Here is an 18,966-nt window from a genome sequence, read left to right on the forward strand (position 1 = left end):
AAAACAATTTATTAAGAGTAAAAATCCTAAAAGATTACCATTAAATCTTTTAGGATTTTATTTTTTCTAATTTTTTAATTGTTTAAAAAGGACTAATCCAAACTCCAATAACTCTTCTCCTAATACTACTTTTTCTCCACCACCTTGTATAAATGCTTCATTTCCTCCCCCTTTTCCATTAATGTGTTTTATTAGGTGATTACCAATTTCTTTTACATTAACCTCTACATTCTTACCTCTACCTAGTACAAAACGTAATTGCTTCTCATATTCACACACAACAAATGCAATCACATATTCATTATTTTCAACGATCATACGGGTAATCTTTTGTAAATCTTGCATAGAACGACCTTTATACACAGTACAAATTAATGAATGTCCATTAACATTCATTTTATTTTTCATTAATCCTTGTACTTCAGCCTCCATGACCTTTTCTTTTTCACTTTCTAAGGATTTCTCCAGGTTCTTTTCTTTTTGTTGCAATCGTTCCACTGCTTCTACCATTGTTTCTTCTGATGAATGCAATAAACTCCCTAAGGATACAAGTAATTTATGCTTTGATTGAAATTGACTTAAAACACGTTCGCCACAAATGAATTGTATCCTGATTTTTGTCCTCTGTCGTTCCCAACCTAATATTTTGATTGCCCTTATTTGACCAGTTGAAGAAGGGTGTGTTCCACCACATCCGTTGTAGTCAAAATTATCTATTACCACTAATCTTATATCCTCTGATACTGTCGGCATTTTTCTCAGTGGATAGTCTGAAAGGTCTTGCTCATTCACCCATCTAGTGTCTATTTGTCTATTCTCTAAAATGATTTGATTTGATAATTGTTCCGCTTTAAATGCTTGGTCTATTGTTAATTGATCAATATTTAAATCAATCGTTAAATGCGTTTCCCCTAGGTGAAATCCAACTGTTTCATATTGAAATAATTCCTCGAATGCAGCTGAAAGAAGGTGCTGCCCAGCATGCTGCTGCATATGATCAAACCTTCTCGTCCAATTAATGGAGCCTTCTATTCTGTCACCTTCATTAATTGGTAATGGATCCTTTATGTAATGACGTACCTCCCCTTTCCTTTCTTCCACTCTGTATACTCCTACATTGTTTAATAATCCAACATCATAAGGTTGCCCACCACCAGTTGGATAAAAAGCTGTTTCCTCTAAAACAACAAACCAACCTTCCTCATCTTGTACTTTCATCTTACATTTTGTTGAAAAAGACTTTATGTACGGATCATCATAATATAATTTTTTTGTCAAAAAACACATCTCCTTACAAAATACATTGTGTTGCATGAATCCTTCTGAACCTCTCCCCATAAATCCAAAGATTTACAGAAGATGTATAAACTAAATCCTGGCTTAACAACGTTTTTTTTTGACTTTTTTGTAATCTTGACAGGAGTATATTCGATTGGCTTATTAGGGGGTTTTTATTCCATCATGTCAGTATTTATGATATCTTTAATCATTAATATTTTTAAAGGAAAAATCGCCATTAAACATTCAACGACAGAGGTATCTCCACAACCACAACCATCTGCTTCATAATAGTATGCCGCCCTTTATATATAAAGGGCGGCTTTTTATAATGCTGGCTTTATTTTACTTCAACTGTCCATTTATATGGGTCTGGAAGTTTTCCTGTTTGAATTCCAGTAATTGATTCGTATAGCTTTTTAGAAAGCTGTCCTGTATTTCTTTTGTTAATGAGCATTTGCTTCCCTTCGAAGTTCAATTCACCAATTGGAGAGATAACCGCTGCTGTTCCAGTTCCAAAGGCCTCTTCTAAGGAATTATTTTCGTATGATTGAAGCACTTCATCAATAGAAATTTTTCTCTCTACAACTGGAATTCCCCAGTCAGTTAACATCTCAATAATAGACATTCTTGTAATACCCTCTAATATGCTACCATTTAACTCTGGAGTAACGACTTCACCTTTTATTTTAAAGAATACATTCATACTTCCTACTTCTTCTACATATTTTTTTTCAATACCATCAAGCCAAAGAACTTGTGCTTGCCCTTGTTCACTAGCACTTGCTTGTGCTTTGTATCCTGCACAATAATTTCCTGCTGTTTTTGCCGTACCTGTTCCACCTTTAACAGCCCTTGTGTATTCTTTTTCTACATTAATGCCTACAGGATGAATTCCTTCAGGATAATAGGAACCTACTGGTGATAATATTATTATTAAACGATACGTATTTGCTGGGGAAACTCTTAAATTTGTTTCTGTTGAAATGATAAAAGGACGTATGTATAAAGAAGTCCCCTCGGACGTTGGAATCCATTCTTTGTCAAGCTTTATAAGCTCCTTTAATGAACTCAATACGAATTCTTCATCTATTAGAGGAATACTTAGTCTTTCACATGAACGATTTAATCTTTCAAAGTTTTTTTCAGGACGAAATAATAATGTTCGGTTATCTACTGTAGGATAAGCCTTTAGCCCTTCAAAAACGGTTTGTCCGTAATGAAAAATCATTGCCGCTGGATCTAGTGTAATCGGTTCATAAGGAATCACCCGGGGATTATACCAGCCATTATCTTTATGATAGTCCATAACAAACATGTGATCTGTAAAATACTTTCCAAATCCTAAATGGTCGGGGTGTGGCTTCGGCTTTGGATTTGTTGCTTGTACTATTGTTAGTTCTTTACTCATACTTATCTCTCCTCATTAAACATTCACAACTTTTCATTAGTACTAAAGAATGAAAAGACCCTGTTCAAACTATTGTAAAAATTACTTCATAAAAATACAAGTGATATTGTTGATTGTTGATAAATTTTAGAATTATCTCAGTTAATATCAATATGCTTAAATTTCTTTACATCAAACAAACCTTTATCTGTTAATTTTATTTCCGGAATTACCGGTAACGCAAGAAACGAAAGGGTCAAAAAAGGATTAAATTTTTCCGATGCCTCTATATCCTTGAGGGCATCACTAATCTCTTTTAGTTGATCATTAACAACTTCAAATCCGTTTTCTGACAACAAGCCAGAAATTTTTAAAGATAATGATGATATTACCTTCCTGTTTTTCACTACTACTAATCCGCCCCCAATTTCATTAATTCTTTCAATTGCAAGTAACATATCCTCATCCGTTGTCCCTGCAGTAATTACATTATGAGAATCATGGGCAATTGTTGTAGCAATTGCTCCTGACTTTAAATTTAATCCTTTTACAATTCCTAACCCCACATTACCGGTATGATTGTGTCTTTCTATAACTGCTAGTTTTAATAAGTCCTTTGAAGTAGATGGCTGGAAAAGACCATTTTTAGTTGGTACGTTTTCTACAATATGCCTTGTAATTAAACTATTTGGAATAATTTCAATTACATTTGCCATCTCAACTTTATTTAGGTATATTTCCAAATCCTTTTTGATTATCGGTTTCATATTTACCGATTTTATAAGTCCCTTCCATTCATTTGTCTTCCCTTCATCCCATCTTTTCACGATAGATCCATTTTCAGCTACTAATGTCCCTGCACTATATACTTTATCAATGTCTACAGTTTCTAAGTCATTTAGTAGTAAAAAATCAGCTCTGTAACCTGGTGCTATTGCTCCTGTGTTTTTCAATCCATAACATTCTGCAGCATTTAATGAAGCCATCTGTATAGCGGATATAGGCTCTAATCCATTTTCAATCGCAAGCTTCACATTAAAATTAATACTGCCTTCTTGAATAAGGTCTTCAATGTGTTTATCATCTGTACAAAAAATACATCTTCGACTATTTTTATCTGTTACTGCTTTTATTAAATTTGGTAAATCCTTAGCTACAGAACCTTGTCTGATGATTAAATACATTCCTCGTTTTAAACGTTCTTTCGCTTCTTCAACAGTTACTGCTTCATGATCTGTCTTTATACCTGCTACAGTGTATATATTAAGTGCAGCAGCATTTAGTCCTGCACCATGCCCGTCAATTGGGACATCCTTCTTCCTAGCATCATAAATTTTTTCCATCATACTATCTTCTTTATTCAAAACGGATGGATAATCCATCACTTCCCCTAATCCTAGTACTCTTGGGTGACTATAAAAGCTTTCTAATTCATTCTTTCCCAATAATGCACCAGCATTCTCAAAGGGGGTTGCTGGAACACAAGATGGAAGCATTACATAAACATTCAATGGCAGTCCTTCTGAAGAATCTAGCATAAACTGAATTCCATCTTTACCTGATACATTGGCAATTTCATGAGGATCGGCTACAACAGTTGTTACTCCATGAGGAAGGACTACTTTTGCAAATTCTGATGGAGTAACCATGGAGGATTCAATGTGTACATGACTATCTATAAATGCAGGTGTTACATATTTTCCTTTTGCGTCAATTTCTTTTTTTTCCTTAAAAGTACCTAAACCTACAATAATACCGTCTTGAACTGCAACATCTTCGTGGATAATTTCATGGTTAAAAACATCCACAATTTTTCCATTCTTAATTACTAGATCAACGAGATCACTATTACTTGCTGCGGTTATTGTACGAAGTAAATCTTCTTTTTCCCTTTCCATCTTCCTTTCCCCCTTTATTTAAACAAAATAGTTATTTCATAGTACCAATAATTCTTATTCTTTACACTAAAAAAAGCATATAGAATAATTTTATTACATTTTATTAAATCCTATTGACTTTCGTTGTGCAAATATCAGATAATTATAAAAAATTAGCTTGTTAGCTTCTTTCAAATTTAAATGCAATGAGAGGGATTAGTAAATAGATCGTCTTGCAACAGAGATAGGAATTCATTGGCTGGAAAATTCCTTCGTACAGACCCTATTGAACCTGTCCTTGAGCTATTAGTTAGTATAACTAACGCTTAACCAGCGTTATAGGTTGAGGTGGGTATAGTAGATTACCAACAAAGGTGGTACCGCGGATAAATAAACTCCGTCCTTTTTTAGGACTGGGTTTTTCTTTTTTATCAAAATAGATTAGTTTCACACTTATAATAAATGAGGGGTTAACATGAAACATAGAATTGTTGTAAAGATTGGAAGTAGTTCCTTGACTAATGCACAAGGTGGACTATGTCAAGCAAAGCTTCAAGAACATACAAATGCTATAGCTCATATAAAGAAATTAGGACATGAAGTAATCCTTATTTCTTCTGGAGCTGTTGCTGCTGGATTTACTAAACTTGGTTATCCATCCCGTCCAGTTAAAATTGCAGGAAAACAAGCAGCCGCAGCCGTAGGTCAGGGTTTACTAATGCAAGGATATAGTGACGAGTTTCTTAAACACGATATTAATGTTGCACAATTGTTATTAACAAGAAACGATTTTGTTAATCAAGAACAATACAAGAATGCATATGCAACATTAACAGAACTGTTGAAACGAAATATCGTTCCTATTATTAATGAAAATGATTCAACCTCCATCGAAGAATTAACTTTCGGTGATAACGATATGCTATCTGCACTCGTTAGTGGTCTCATCCATGCAGACTATTTAATTATTTTAACTGATATTAATGGATTATATGATTCTGATCCTAGAAAAAATCCTACTGCAAAAAAATATACGTTCCTTTCTACTATTACAGATGAATTACTCTCTAAAGTTAAAAAATCTACATCAAAGCTTGGTACCGGTGGAATGAGATCAAAAATCGAGGCTGCTAAAGCAGCAAGTACATTAGGAGTAAATAATATCTTTATTGGTATCGGTGAAGGGGAATTAAAGCTTCTAGATATTTTAACTGGTAAAGGAGATGGTACCTATATTGGCCACTCTAACAATAAAATTGTTAAAAGTAAAAAACAGTGGATTGCCTTCCATTCTACTATTAATGGAAAAATAGTGATTGATCATGGTGCAGCAATGGCAATGCTCGAAAAAGGAAAGAGCCTTCTCCCTGTTGGAATAAAAGAGGTTTATGGCCCCTTCCAAGCAGGAGATGTTATTGAAGTTATTAACGGCAAAGGAAAGATAATAGGTAAGGGACAAGTTAATTTTTCTTCTGAACAATTAAATGAAATAAAGGGTAAAGATAGCAGTGAAATTGAAAGAACAACAAATTGTCTTATTACGGAAGCTATTCATCGTGACCATTGGATTACATTTAAATAAGGAGTTGAAAATAATGGATGAATTATTAAGAAAAGCCTCCATCTTAAAGGAATTAACTGGAGAATTAGGGGCTGCTACTACGGAAGATAAGAATAAGGCCTTATTACTACTATCAGATGAACTTCTGAAAGAAACGGAATATATTTTAGCAGAAAACAAGAAAGACATTCTTGAAGGAGAAGCAAAAGGCTTTTCAAAAGCATTAATAGATCGATTAACATTAACAGAAAGCCGCATTAAAGATATGAGTGATGCATTAAAGGAATTAGTGGAATTAACAGACCCAATTGGAGAAATTATGACAGAAACAAAAAGACCTAATGGTTTATTTATAAAGAAGGTTCGCGTTCCATTAGGCGTTATAGGGATGATTTATGAGGCAAGGCCTAATGTTACAATTGATGCTGCTAGCCTTTGTTTAAAAACAGGTAACGGTGTACTATTGCGAGGAAGCTCTTCTGCTTTCCATTCCAATAAAGCGTTAGTCCATGTCATTCATTTAGCATTAGAAAAAAGTAACATTTCACAGGATGCTGTTCAATTATTAGAAGATACGAGTAGAGATACAGCTGAAAAAATGTTCACTCTTAATAAATATTTAGATGTCCTCATTCCAAGAGGTGGTGCAAGTCTTATTCAAGCAGTAGTAGAAAAAGCTTCTGTACCTGTTCTTGAAACTGGAGTAGGTAATTGTCATATATATATTGATGAAACGGCGAATAAAGAAATGGCAATTTCTATAACAGTAAATGGAAAGACGCAACGACCTTCCGTGTGTAACGCTACTGAAACAGTAATTATACACGAAGAGTGGGCTAAAAATAATTTAGCGACCCTTGTTGATGAACTAAAAGAAAAAAATGTTACCTTAAAAGGAGATAATCTAAGTATACAAATAGATGAACGAATTTCTCCTGCCTCTGATGAAGATTGGGATACTGAGTTTTTAGATTTAATCCTTGCTGTAAAAATTGTACCTGATGTTAAAGGAGCAATTGAGCATATTCAAAAGCATGGTACAAAGCATTCAGAAGCCATTATCACTGAATCGAAAAACAACCTACAACAGTTTTTTACTTATGTGGATGCTGCTGCGTTATACCATAATGCTTCAACCCGCTTCACAGATGGATTTGAGTTTGGTTTCGGTGCAGAAATTGGAATAAGCACACAAAAGCTCCATGCACGAGGACCAATGGGATTAGAAGCCATAACATCTACGAAGTATTTAATATTAGGTGAAGGACAAACGAAATAAAAATTAATTAGTGGAGTGTCTTCTTTTTAGACACTCCATTTCATTTTACTGATTCTAATGGACATTTTGCATTCTATTAGCTTCATTTATAAATATGATATTAATATAACGGAATTTAGTTTGTTCCGAGGACAAAGTAAGTTAAAATAATATATGATACTATTTTTTATAAAGGAGTATACAATGAGTCAATCTAAAGTTTTAATTGCTGATGATGACCCGAATGTTCATGAAATTTTGGGCTTATATCTCACTGAAAATCAATATGAGGTTATCCATGCAAATAACGGAAAAGAAGCCATATCTTTATTTTCAAAGGAAAAACCGGATATTATTTTATTAGATATAATGATGCCTGATATTGATGGATATGACGTATGTAAGGAGATTCGTAAAACAGCAGATGTTCCAATAATTATGCTAACAGCAAAAGACGAAGAGTTTGATCGTATTTTAGGATTAGAAATTGGTGCTGATGATTATATAACAAAACCTTTTAGTCCAAGAGAAGTAATTACTAGAATAAAGGTTATTTTTCGGCGTTTGCCATCAATACAACAAAAAAATGATACTTCACAAGAAGAATTATATGATTTTAAATTATTTACAATATCAGTGAAGGAAAGAGTAGTCACTGTTAATGGAAAAAAACTATTTTTCCGTCCAAAAGAATTTGAATTGCTGCTTTATTTGGTTCGTCATTCTAATGCAGTGCTAACGAGAGAGCAATTACTTGAACACGTATGGGGATTTGACTTTTTCGGTGACATTCGTACAGTTGATGTACATATTAAACGGATCCGGGATGAATTTTCACAACATAATATCAATTGTATTCACACAGTATGGGGTGTTGGATATCAATTCCAACATAGCAAAAAGGAGTGATCTCTCGTTCCTATGAAATCGTTAAATCGAAGTTTATTCCGCCGTTTATTAATTGGTTATTTATTTATATTTATCGTAGGCTTTTCCCTTATCGGTATCGTAATCTCCATTTCATCAAGTAACTATATTACAGATCAAAAAAGGCAAGAAATGCTTCAGCAAGCAGCTAGCATTAATGGTATCATCCATCATAGTAATGTAGTGACAGAAGAAATTGAAAACACAATCGAACAATTAGGACAATATTCTGGTTCTACTATATGGATTCTTGATCGTTCAGGTCATATTGTAGCAAGTTCTTCAAGGCAAGATTTATTTGTTGGGGAATTAATGAATGATGATGACGACATTATGGATGATATATTAGAAGGAAGAAATCGAATCCAAGTAATGAATATTGAAGAAGAAGAACGTCCGATGCTTTCTGTTATTACGCCTTGGGGAACAAATGAAGAAATATATGGGGGAATAATTGTTCATTCTCCAATCGGTGGAATTAATACGACAGTAAGAAATATTCGAGAAATTGTTCTATGGGCTATTATTAGTGGTCTTGTCATTGTTAGTATTCTTGTTTCCTATTTATCTTGGTCCATCTCAAAGCCATTAAAGAAGGTGGAAGAGGCTGCTAATGAAATTGCTCTAGGAAACTACAATAAACGTGTAGAATACCACGAGAAAGTTCCAGATGAAATAGCAGAGCTACTGAAATCATTTAATCGTATGGCTGAAAAGTTTAATGAAATTGAAAATGAACGAGATTCTTTAGAAGAAAGACGTCAAGATTTTATTGCCAATATTTCACATGAATTAAGGACTCCTTTAACTGCAATGAAAGGGTTTTTAGAAGCATTACAGGATGGTTTAGTAAAGGATAAAGAATCTCAACAAAAATATTACAGTATTATGTATAGAGAAACGGAATATTTAAATCATTTAGTAGATGATTTAATGGATTTAATAAAACTGGAGAAAAGAGAAATCTCATTAGACATGTACTATGTACAAGTAGATGAGGTTATGAAAAAAGTGTTTTTAAACTTAGAAAATGTTATTAAAGAAAAGGGAAATGAAGTGGATCTCAATCTTCCTAACAACATACCAATGATTGTAGGAGATTCAGTGAGACTTGAACAAATTTTTATGAATCTTATTCATAATGCAAATAAATTTACAAAAAACGGAATTATCTCAACAGAAATAAAAATAGAGGATTCCAACCTTATTGTATCTATCTCTGATACTGGTACAGGAATTCCATCTTATGATTTAGACCGAATCTGGGACCGCTTTTTTAAGGTAGATCGACAGAGAGAAAAAAAAGGAAGAGGAACTGGCCTAGGTCTTGCCATTGTAAAAGAATTAGTTGGGTTGCATAAAGGGTCTATTACGGCAGAAAGCGAGTTAGGAAAAGGTACCACGTTTAAAATTCGTTTTCCAATTATTCAATCGAAAAATTAACTAAATTGAATGTAATTATTCTACTATCTTAACAGAGGTGTCACCAAAATTTTTTAACTTTTGGTGACACCTCTTCTTTTAGGAAGACAAAACTACTCGCATCTTACGTAAATTAACTTTCAACAATAATCAACAATATTCTCTAATCAAGGAATAAAAAATATAACTTTTAATAAATTTTTAATAAATTGCTTAAAGTTTTATTAAATCTTTTGTTTACAATTGATTGTAACATCGGGATTCTAAACCCATGTTTCTTATGTTCTATCTTGCAATTCATTATATTATTAGCTCTGTTAAAAGATAGTGTTGAATTTTAATCACTAATGAATGAATCGTTGTATGCACAGCCATGGATTGCACCATTGCTCTCAGTACGTGGCCGGACATTAAGTGAAATTGGAGTGTTAAAAATGCGAAATTAGCAACACCGTTTAGCAGAACCATCTTTTTAAGGCAAGTAGAAGATAAAAATTATTATTGGTGGGAGAAAAATGAAACAATCAAGTATGATAAATGAATTGTTTGTTTTAAGAAGTATTGCATGTTTATGTGTAGTTATGGTACACGCAATTGCAATCGGATTAAATTCAATTCCAAGTAGTAATATAACAAATTTAAATTATTTTCTTTTTGATTCACTAAATATGCTTCTATATTTTGGAACACCTGTCTTTATTTTTATTTCACAATTTTTAATTTCTTATTCTTATAAAAACAAGGATTTACCTGACTACTTTATTAATAAAAGAATAAAATTGTTATTTTTACCATTTTTATTTATGGCATTCTTTTATTCGATACCGTATATGAGTTCATTGGAAGGATGGAGCTTTAAACTATTTATGAATGTAATAATTGGAGATTATCACGGTTATTTTATATTGATCATTTTTCAATTTATTATTTTGCATAAGCTATTCCATCGGCAACTCAAGGTATTTAATCCAAAGATAGTCATTCCGGTCTCTCTCTTTATTAATATCACATATTTATGGATTTTTAATTATACGACCGCTCCAAATTTTCAATATGCTGCATATATTTGGGATAGATTTTATTGGGTACCATTTTTAGGCTGGATATTTTATTTTACACTTGGGTTCTATTGTGGTCATTATTACAAAGAGTTTCTTGCTCTATTAAAAAAATACAAAAAATTAATATTAATTGCACCGATATTCTCAAGCATTATGTTGCTTGCTTTATATCATTTTGATTTGTTAGCTATTCACAGTTCAAAAAGGATTGATATTCTATTTCATACAACTTCGTTGATATTTTTCCTTTATTATGTAGCAACGAAGCTTAAACAAATCCCTGAATTACTCATAACAATTAGCCAATATTCATTTGGAATTTATCTGCTCCATTACTTTTATCAATCAGTCATTGATTATTTATATCAAATGAATCCTGTACCACTAGGCTCTATGTATATATTACTACTGTTTACACTAAGTATTACCTTTTCAATTGGTACTGTATATTATGTGAACAAATGGAAGTACGGACAATACATTGTTGGAAAAATCGGTATTGGTTATAAAGAAAATCCATTGCCTAAACAAAGCTACAAAACACATGGTTCAGGAAATAAACGACTTACTTATTCATCCTAATTATCCATCCAAACTTATAGTAACCAAAAAAATAAGAAGGTGCCTTAGGCATCTTCTTATTTTTTAAGCTATTAAAAACAATTCTATCATTCGTTTAAGAAAGCCTTCGTAATTTATGAATCATTATTTATAGGTTATTTCTTTGCTTCAATGATCATATTCAATAGCCTTAACCGCTGTTCTTGATTTACACCTCTTGGAAATAATTGAAACAGTCTTCTATTGGAATCTACTCGATGGACGAAAACCAAATTTAGTTCTGGAATAATATCAATAGATTGACCATATCTACCAACTGCCGAATACAACCCTAAATCCTTAAATGGACCTGAAGTAGCCACCCACCACATATAACCATAATCAAAGACATCATTACTTAGAACATTTACTTGTGGAGTTGTGCTCGATTCAATCCAATCTTTAGGTATAATTTGTTCCCCGTCCCAGTTACCTTCTTGTAAATATAATTGACCAAACCTGGCCATGTCCCTTGCTGATACTTGAAATAAATAGGATGGATGTATTGATCTTCTAACTTCTGTTCGGTATTCTGTATTACTTAAATCAAAGTCCTCCATCCCAATTGGATCAGCAATCTGTTCTTTAAATTGAAGAAACAGATCATTATTTGTTTTATTATTATAAATCGTTCCTAGTACATTAAAATCCCAATTGTTGTAGTAAAAAAAAGCCCCTGGTTCATGACTACCTCTAGTAGGACGATTTCTCATCATTCCCCATGATTCTTCACCAGCTCGATGAAAAACACCAGAACTAGAAGTTAATAGGTCTCTTATTGTAGCATTTTTCTCTGTAATAGATAATCTAGGCTGGTCATCGATATTTAATTCATGTAATGTATGATCAATATCTATGTTCCCATGTCCTTCTTGAATACCATAAAGGGAACTAAGGAAGCTTTTTCTAACAGAATGGGCATTTGAATTCTTTGAAACATTTCCCCATGAAAATAAAACTTTCCCATCATATATGGCAATAGCTGCAGTGGAGTTTAACGAATCATAGTACTCTTTCGCTTCATCCAATTTATCTATAGACCATCCTGCATCTTCAGGACTATCATAAGCTTCCCATGTCGTCGTTGAATCAAAGTATGAAGTACTAGTAAATAAATATATAGTAAAAATCATAATAATTACTCCTAAAATGACAGCGACTTTCCCCACCAAAACCATCCTTTATTAATTGCTAATTACTTCTTTACCCTTATTTGTATAAATTAAAACATTAATCATAAATGTATCTCAATGTATGATGAAATGGTGATTTTTCAAATGGAACGATTACTAATAACAACATAAATTACATATAAACTAATCAGAGGAAAATTAAAGTATAAATGAGTCAATTTCATCATTCTTTATTTCATTATAAATCACGAATATTTATACAAAAAGCTTATATTTAATTCGATCTCCGCTTCAGACGTGTCAATTACGCCTAAGGGCAGCCTACGTCTTGTAGGCAACGGCGTAATGTCGCCATCCTCCAATTACGCCTAAGTACCGCCCACAGCTTCAACCTCCACACTAGACATTTTGTATACAGCTAAAGCACATGGTCCTGTCTCTGCATCTACTAGTACTGCTCTGTTGTTATATGCGTCGAGACAACTCTAAGCTTATTCGTGAAGCTTATGCTCGTCGCTAGAGTCGATGTCTTCCTCTGCAATTGAAAATAATGTTCGTCTTTTTCAACAATTTTTCATTTATGAAATTCATTCAAATAAAAAAAGATTCCTATACAGGAATCTTTTTATCCATTATTATTTTTGAACGTTAGCTGCTTGAGGTCCACGTTGACCTTGCTCGATTTCAAAAGAAACTTTTTGTCCCTCTTCAAGTGTTTTGAAACCTTCGCCTTGGATTGCAGAGAAGTGTACGAATACATCGTCTTGTCCTTCTACTTCAATAAATCCAAAACCTTTTTCTGAATTAAACCATTTTACTGTACCTTCTACCATGAAAAATTTCCTCCTGTGTGGGTATTCCCCCACGATTAGTATTACAAATTATGCTCTTCATATTATTTCTAGATGAAAGAAACTTACATAAAGTTCTTCCCTTCTATCAACGATACACCGAACAACAATAAGTATATTAACTATAACATAGATCCATTAATAAAGATACCTCAAATCTAAAAATTCTTACTATAAAAGGGACCTACATTCTTATACAGAAACAGATGAACGGAATTCATCCATAATACCATCTATAATCTTTTTCACAGGAAGGATATCATTAATTTCATGAACCCTAGAACCACTAAACACTAGTCCGTCTTCAGCATTTCCACCTCTTGATGTGAGAAGAGAATCTAAAATACAAAAACGGTGGGAACACTTTTTTAAGCAGGAATAACATTTATCTATTTTCACCTTTTTATCATCACTAATCCGTTCAGTAAAAGCATTGCGAATTGCTCTTCCTTCTAACCCTACAACTGATTTTATTAACGTTGTCTCACCTTTTTTTGCACTTAAGTATTTATCCTTAAAGGATTGAGGTGCATCGCATTCGACACTAGCCACGAAACGTGAACCCATTTGTACACCTGAAGCCCCCATCTCAATCGCTTTTCTTACATCTTTCCCATTAATAATTCCACCTGCTGCAATCACTGGAATATCTACAGCATCAACCACTTCTGGTAAGATATCAAACAATGGTCTATCTGTTCCTAAATGTCCCCCTGCTTCAAAACCTTCCACGACGACAGCTGAAGCTCCTAACCTTTGAGACAATTTCGCTACTTTCGCTGAAGAAACAATCGATATTACAGGAACCTCGTATTCTTTTCCCCATTGATACATATCTCTTGAAATACCTGCTCCTGAAATGATGAAATCAACTTTCTCTTCCATTGCAGCTTTCATCGTTTCAGCAAAATCTGTCATTGCGTACAATACATTTACACCAATATAACCAATTCCATTTGTAAGTTCTCTTGCTTTACGTATATGCCCTTTCATTTCCTCAATAGGAATTCCCGTACCGGATATAATTCCTATTCCCCCTGCATTCGCAACAGCTGAAGCTAAACCACTAAGTGAGATTCCAACACCCATTCCCCCTTGAATAATCGGAACCCTTGGCTTCATATGTGCAATTTTTAATTGTGGAAAATTCATCATAACTCACCCTTTTGTCAGCAGTAATTGTATATTTTTTTACATATAAAGTTTGAAATATACAACTTCATCGTAACAGTGTACAAAAAGAAATTCAATAAAATTATGACCTGGTTTTAATAATTAGTTATAATTGTAAGAACATTTTGTGAACATTTGTGAAAAATGGTATTATACATTAATACTGATTATCTAATAGGGTTTGTATTGTTACAAATGTATAACCTTCTTCCTTTAGTCTATCAATAATTTTAGGAAGGGCTTCTACGGAGCCATCAAGTAACCCTAATCCAGGTTGAACTTCTATATTATGTTGAAGAATAATTCCTCCTGGTGATACATCTCTTTGTACGATGCTCAAGATTTCATCTGCTGAAATCCCTGTCCAATCTAACGTGTCAACAGACCACATTATTGTTCTTAAACCTAATTCTTGTAATACAAGGTCATCAGATCTTGTTATGGCACCAAAAGGAGGACGAAATATATCTGGTTCCCTACCTACTACTGCATCTATTCCCTTCTGTGTTTTCTTGATTTCTCGTATAACTTCATTCGTAGTTATTGTTGGTATTGCAGGATGACTCCACGTATGATTTCCTAATCCATGTCCTTCATTTACAATACGTTTCATAATGCTCGGAAACCTAACAACTTGCTGTCCTACTACGAAGAAAGTTGCTGGTACACCTTTTTCATTTAAAATATCTAGTATTTGTGGAGTATAATGATTTTCTGGACCATCATCAAATGTAAGTGAAACATATTTATTAGCTGGAGAACCAGTATTTATTCTCACCGATTGTATTGTTGTCTTTGTTTCAATAAATGTTCGGTTTGTAGCTTGATTGTAGGATACATCCATACCTAGTTTATTTACTACATCAAGTAGTGGTACATAAATATTAGCATCATATTGAAAGGTTATCGTTGATAACTCTTCCCGCTGCCAGCTATTTTGTTCAGGAATGTATGTATCAGTATATTTTTCTCCTAAAGGAATAGCAAAATACGTATTTCCCAATTGAAAAACAACAGACTGATACTCTTCATTCCAATTAACCTTTGCTCCTGTATGCTTTATAAATATGGATGGTACCATGAAGTGTCCGTCTTTCATGATGTAATTAGTATTAATAGGTTGTCCATCAACATAAACAGATGCTTCAGGTAACATTGATTCTTCACCCTTAGCTTCTTTTATTGGAAGTATACATAAGAAGATCGGAACTATTAACAGCAATATAATCATTTCTTTACTCTTATAAATTTTCAACATTTTACTTACACCCTTCTACTAGTTTTCACAAATTTTTAATCAATCGGTTATACAGTTCCCATTAGCTTGGAAATTATTTTATATATTACTGATGTTTCATTCACCAATTTAATGAGATTTAAGTTAAAATTTACAGTTATTTTCCATCATTCTCCTAGTGAATAAGTTTTTGAAAGCTGATAATCTAGTAGTCGTGCAAGAGTTAACTCATAGATTCATAGGAGGTTATACGAATGCGAAAATTAATGATTACTTTAACTATTGCTGCATCACTATTTTTTGCAGGAGATAAAGCAACGGAAGCATCTTCTGTCCATACTGTTCAAAGCGGTGATACTCTTTGGTTATTAGGAAATAAATACGGAGTTTCTGTTCTTGACTTAAAAAATGCAAACAGTAAAACTGGAGATACCATTTTCGTAGGAGAACAGCTTATAATTCCAAACTCCATTACTCAATACGAGAAACGATTACTTGCTCAACTTGTTACTGCTGAAGCAAAAGGAGAACCATACGCAGGACAAGTAGCTGTTGCTACTGTTATACTAAATCGAGTAGATAGTGAACAGTTTCCAAATACTATTCACGATGTCATTCACGAAACAAGACAATTTACTCCAGTAACCACTGGATCCATTAATCAAACTGCAACAGCTTCTGCTATCAAAGCAGTTGATGAAGCTCTGGCATTTAGAGGACAAGGTAGTGGTTCATTATTTTTCTATAACCCTGCAATTGCAACAAATCACTGGATCGCTACTAGAGACCATACGATAACAATAGGGAATCACGTTTTTGCAAAATAAATCCTATTGAAATATTAAATAAACCCACAAACATATCAATTTACATGTTTGTGGGTTTTCTTTCTTGCAATTCTGTTAAAAAATTTGCTATATCTTTCTTACTTTTTAAAACATAGACATTATTACTTTCTTTTAAACTTTGAAATGCTTTCAAACGAGTTTTCATCTTCTTTTTCCGCTGATAAAATGTTGTTACAATAAATTTAATAAATTGCCAATCTAGTTTTTCCTTACACCCCTCCCCCATGTCACTCCTTGTTTTTCCGATATTTTGTATCCAACGCTTTACTACACGGAATAGGCAAACGATAAGAGGGAGCTCTAGATAAATGATTGTATCTGCTTTAACTTCCCTTATATGATATGTACTACTATAATTCCCTTCAATTATCCATGATTGTTTATTTACCATTTCCCGCTGTGCATCACAAAATTCTTCTTGATGGGCTTGTATCCAATTTGGTTTCCAAAAATGTTTGTCTAAATGATAGACTTCTAAATTTAGTATCTTACCCAATTCTTTTGCTAAGGACGATTTCCCTACACCTGCCGAAACACCTAATATTATAATTCTCCTCAAAATGGTTTCCCCTTCCCCTAAAGAGTGAATAATTATTATATAATCTTGAAGCTAGCCCCATCAATTATTTCTATCTCTGAACGAAATTTTAAATCATGCATTAGTTTAAAAAGGGCCCGATCCTTTTGTTTCGCTTCAATCATACAGTCTATTTGTGGAACACTCCCTTTTATTTCATTTAGAAATTGTAAAAACATTTCTAATTGAATAAAATCGGCATGATGCCTAAATTCTTTATCATTTTTTGGACTTGATATATGCATTTTAATTGGAAAAGGGGAGAAAGACCAAGTGTTCACAATACGTTCCCAATCCTCTCTCCATTCCTCTCTCTCATGATTCACTAAATGGTGATGATAATCAAAAACTAAGGGTATCCCTAATTTCTCACACAAGTAAAGAACATCTTTACTATGGAAAGATTTATCATCGTTTTCAAGCATAATCATTCTCTGTATTTCTTCAGGAACGAAGGACCAATTATCAATAAATCGTTCTAAAGCAGTATCCTTATCTTTATAGCTGCCACCAACATGCATCACACATCTATGAGTAATATCCATGTTCATTCCTTTTAATAATTGTCGATGGAGTCTTAACATCTTTAGAGAGTTTAAAAAAATCTCTTGCTTAGAAGAATTTAAAATAACAAAATGATCTGGATGAAAATCAATTCTCATATTATGTTTCTTTATAAAGTTTCCAATTTTCTTGAGAACTGGTTTTATTGGAGCTAAATAGTTCCATTCCTTTAGTTCTTCATGTGTTGCTAGTGGGATTAGCTTTGAGCTAAGACGAAAAAAATGTATATCATGAGCTAAATTGTGTTTTAAAAGACGATAACAGTTCTCAAGATTTGATTCAGCAAGGCGTTCCAACTTCCTAATTGCAGCATCCTTATTGTTAATCATGTTAAATTGAGAAAATGTCATTGTTTGAGATGGTGAACTATTTTTCAGTTCCATACTCATTGCTACATAACCCATTCTTACAATTGTCATTACTAAGCGTCCTTTCTATTAGCAAAATTAAAAGTAAATGAAATTAATTATATTTTTAAAATAAATATATATATGAGTCAATTTCAGACTTCTTTATTTCATTATAAATCACGAACATTTATACAAGAAGTTTATATTTAATTCGATCTCCGCTTCAGACGTACCAATTACGCCTAAGGGCAGCCCACGTCCTGTAGGCAACGGCGTAATGTCGCCATCCTAGCTCCGGGCACGGCTTCAACTCTACACTAGACATTTTGTAACAGCTAAAGCATATGATCCTGTCTCTTCCTCTGCAATCGAAAATAATGCTCGTCTTTTTCTACAATTTTTCATTTATGAAATTCATTCATATAGATAGTTTTAACAATTATATTAGTGCTCATTCCTTTATTTCGTCCCTCACATCCAATCATTAATCCATTACTATTTTTCATAAATCAATGAAAGAAAGGGTATCAATAAGAAAAGCCCAAGGCGTCCCAATTCCACCTAAGTACAGCCTACGTCCTGTAGGCAACGGCGTAATATCGACATCCTGTCTCCCACCGAATGCATATGTTCTGGCCGTTTAAAAGCGCTTTTTACTTTTTATACAGACAGGTTATTTGACACGAGGTGATGGAGCCTGAAGCAAGACGGCGTTTGAAAAGAATTTATATATCTCATAAATTAGGTCATTAGTGTTGCATAAATAATGTTTGAATTTTCAGTTTATTTGTCTATCTTGTTTAGAGCCAAAAAGGTAAATACCCAATCAAAGGTGGCTCCATCCATTTGGTAATTATTT

16 protein-coding genes and 1 other annotated feature are annotated in these 18,966 nt (G+C 33.2%); of the genes, 7 read left to right on the forward strand and 9 right to left on the reverse strand.

What is annotated here, in order from left to right:
• Positions 1–66 precede the first annotated feature (66 nt).
• The gene (locus tag QA612_RS19090) at positions 67–1,278 is read right to left on the reverse strand and encodes an alanyl-tRNA editing protein (protein ID WP_278285426.1); all 1,212 of its coding nucleotides are present in this window, start codon (positions 1,276–1,278) and stop codon (positions 67–69) included.
• A gap of 81 nt (positions 1,279–1,359) precedes the next feature.
• On the opposite strand from QA612_RS19090, the gene QA612_RS19095 reads away from it, so the two are divergent.
• Entirely contained in the window at positions 1,360–1,569 is a 210-nt protein-coding gene (locus QA612_RS19095) for a hypothetical protein (RefSeq protein ID WP_278285427.1), read from the forward strand.
• A 49-nt stretch (positions 1,570–1,618) separates the two neighbouring features.
• On the opposite strand, the gene QA612_RS19100 is transcribed toward QA612_RS19095, so the two are convergent.
• Both QA612_RS19100 and ade read right to left on the reverse strand, forming a co-directional pair.
• A complete protein-coding gene (locus QA612_RS19100) occupies positions 1,619–2,689 on the reverse strand; it encodes a branched-chain amino acid aminotransferase (RefSeq protein ID WP_278285428.1) in 1,071 nt (356 codons plus the stop codon).
• A 137-nt stretch (positions 2,690–2,826) separates the two neighbouring features.
• A complete protein-coding gene (gene ade, locus QA612_RS19105) occupies positions 2,827–4,566 on the reverse strand; it encodes an adenine deaminase (RefSeq protein WP_278285429.1) in 1,740 nt (579 codons plus the stop codon).
• 176 nt (positions 4,567–4,742) lie between these two features.
• Positions 4,743–4,953: a binding site (T-box leader), on the forward strand.
• A gap of 67 nt (positions 4,954–5,020) precedes the next feature.
• Here ade and proB point away from each other — a divergent pair.
• From proB to QA612_RS19130, 5 genes are all read left to right on the forward strand, one after another.
• Positions 5,021–6,127: a glutamate 5-kinase gene (gene proB, locus QA612_RS19110; RefSeq protein ID WP_278285430.1), complete on the forward strand. Its 1,107-nt coding sequence runs from the start codon at positions 5,021–5,023 to the stop codon at positions 6,125–6,127.
• Positions 6,128–6,140: 13 nt separating this feature from the next.
• Entirely contained in the window at positions 6,141–7,385 is a 1,245-nt protein-coding gene (locus tag QA612_RS19115) for a glutamate-5-semialdehyde dehydrogenase (RefSeq protein ID WP_278285431.1), read from the forward strand.
• A 183-nt stretch (positions 7,386–7,568) separates the two neighbouring features.
• A complete protein-coding gene (locus QA612_RS19120) occupies positions 7,569–8,273 on the forward strand; it encodes a response regulator transcription factor (RefSeq protein ID WP_278285432.1) in 705 nt (234 codons plus the stop codon).
• 12 nt (positions 8,274–8,285) lie between these two features.
• Positions 8,286–9,734: a sensor histidine kinase gene (locus QA612_RS19125; protein ID WP_278285433.1), complete on the forward strand. Its 1,449-nt coding sequence runs from the start codon at positions 8,286–8,288 to the stop codon at positions 9,732–9,734.
• Between the two features lie 494 nt (positions 9,735–10,228).
• Positions 10,229–11,356: an acyltransferase family protein gene (locus tag QA612_RS19130; protein WP_278285434.1), complete on the forward strand. Its 1,128-nt coding sequence runs from the start codon at positions 10,229–10,231 to the stop codon at positions 11,354–11,356.
• Positions 11,357–11,490: 134 nt separating this feature from the next.
• Here the strand turns inward: QA612_RS19130 and QA612_RS19135 are convergent, their stop codons facing one another.
• The 4 genes from QA612_RS19135 to QA612_RS19150 all read right to left on the reverse strand — a co-directional run bounded on the left by QA612_RS19135 (position 11,491) and on the right by QA612_RS19150 (position 15,789).
• On the reverse strand, positions 11,491–12,552 hold the full coding sequence (locus QA612_RS19135) for a serine hydrolase domain-containing protein (RefSeq protein ID WP_278285435.1): 1,062 nt from the start codon (positions 12,550–12,552) through the stop codon (positions 11,491–11,493).
• A 590-nt stretch (positions 12,553–13,142) separates the two neighbouring features.
• On the reverse strand, positions 13,143–13,340 hold the full coding sequence (locus QA612_RS19140; protein WP_278285436.1) for a cold-shock protein: 198 nt from the start codon (positions 13,338–13,340) through the stop codon (positions 13,143–13,145).
• A 210-nt stretch (positions 13,341–13,550) separates the two neighbouring features.
• Complete coding sequence (locus tag QA612_RS19145; protein WP_278285437.1) at positions 13,551–14,510, reverse strand: NAD(P)H-dependent flavin oxidoreductase; 960 nt, start codon at positions 14,508–14,510, stop codon at positions 13,551–13,553.
• A gap of 178 nt (positions 14,511–14,688) precedes the next feature.
• Entirely contained in the window at positions 14,689–15,789 is a 1,101-nt protein-coding gene (locus QA612_RS19150; protein WP_278285438.1) for a polysaccharide deacetylase family protein, read from the reverse strand.
• Positions 15,790–16,022: 233 nt separating this feature from the next.
• On the opposite strand from QA612_RS19150, the gene QA612_RS19155 reads away from it, so the two are divergent.
• Positions 16,023–16,595, forward strand: coding sequence for a cell wall hydrolase (locus tag QA612_RS19155; protein ID WP_278285439.1), 573 nt, complete (start codon positions 16,023–16,025; stop codon positions 16,593–16,595).
• Between the two features lie 40 nt (positions 16,596–16,635).
• Here the strand turns inward: QA612_RS19155 and QA612_RS19160 are convergent, their stop codons facing one another.
• Together QA612_RS19160 and uvsE are read right to left on the reverse strand one after the other, a co-directional pair.
• Positions 16,636–17,175: a P-loop NTPase family protein gene (locus QA612_RS19160; RefSeq protein WP_278285440.1), complete on the reverse strand. Its 540-nt coding sequence runs from the start codon at positions 17,173–17,175 to the stop codon at positions 16,636–16,638.
• 35 nt (positions 17,176–17,210) lie between these two features.
• A complete protein-coding gene (gene uvsE / locus QA612_RS19165; protein WP_278285441.1) occupies positions 17,211–18,176 on the reverse strand; it encodes a UV DNA damage repair endonuclease UvsE in 966 nt (321 codons plus the stop codon).
• Positions 18,177–18,966 lie beyond the last annotated feature (790 nt).

The organism is Evansella sp. AB-P1 (genome assembly GCF_029688925.1).
GTDB lineage: Bacteria > Bacillota > Bacilli > Bacillales > Salisediminibacteriaceae > Evansella.

Bases quoted from the DNA above. Each gene is read 5' to 3' on its own strand.
- QA612_RS19095 (WP_278285427.1), top strand. From the start codon at position 1,360: ATGTATAAACTAAATCCTGGCTTAACAACGTTTTTTTTTGACTTTTTT.
- QA612_RS19100 (WP_278285428.1), bottom strand. From the start codon at position 2,689: ATGAGTAAAGAACTAACAATAGTACAAGCAACAAATCCAAAGCCGAAG.
- ade (WP_278285429.1), bottom strand. From the start codon at position 4,566: ATGGAAAGGGAAAAAGAAGATTTACTTCGTACAATAACCGCAGCAAGT.
- proB (WP_278285430.1), top strand. From the start codon at position 5,021: ATGAAACATAGAATTGTTGTAAAGATTGGAAGTAGTTCCTTGACTAAT.
- QA612_RS19115 (WP_278285431.1), top strand. From the start codon at position 6,141: ATGGATGAATTATTAAGAAAAGCCTCCATCTTAAAGGAATTAACTGGA.
- QA612_RS19120 (WP_278285432.1), top strand. From the start codon at position 7,569: ATGAGTCAATCTAAAGTTTTAATTGCTGATGATGACCCGAATGTTCAT.
- QA612_RS19125 (WP_278285433.1), top strand. From the start codon at position 8,286: ATGAAATCGTTAAATCGAAGTTTATTCCGCCGTTTATTAATTGGTTAT.
- QA612_RS19130 (WP_278285434.1), top strand. From the start codon at position 10,229: ATGAAACAATCAAGTATGATAAATGAATTGTTTGTTTTAAGAAGTATT.
- QA612_RS19135 (WP_278285435.1), bottom strand. From the start codon at position 12,552: ATGGTTTTGGTGGGGAAAGTCGCTGTCATTTTAGGAGTAATTATTATG.
- QA612_RS19140 (WP_278285436.1), bottom strand. From the start codon at position 13,340: ATGGTAGAAGGTACAGTAAAATGGTTTAATTCAGAAAAAGGTTTTGGA.
- QA612_RS19145 (WP_278285437.1), bottom strand. From the start codon at position 14,510: ATGAATTTTCCACAATTAAAAATTGCACATATGAAGCCAAGGGTTCCG.
- QA612_RS19150 (WP_278285438.1), bottom strand. From the start codon at position 15,789: ATGTTGAAAATTTATAAGAGTAAAGAAATGATTATATTGCTGTTAATA.
- QA612_RS19155 (WP_278285439.1), top strand. From the start codon at position 16,023: ATGCGAAAATTAATGATTACTTTAACTATTGCTGCATCACTATTTTTT.
- uvsE (WP_278285441.1), bottom strand. From the start codon at position 18,176: ATGACAATTGTAAGAATGGGTTATGTAGCAATGAGTATGGAACTGAAA.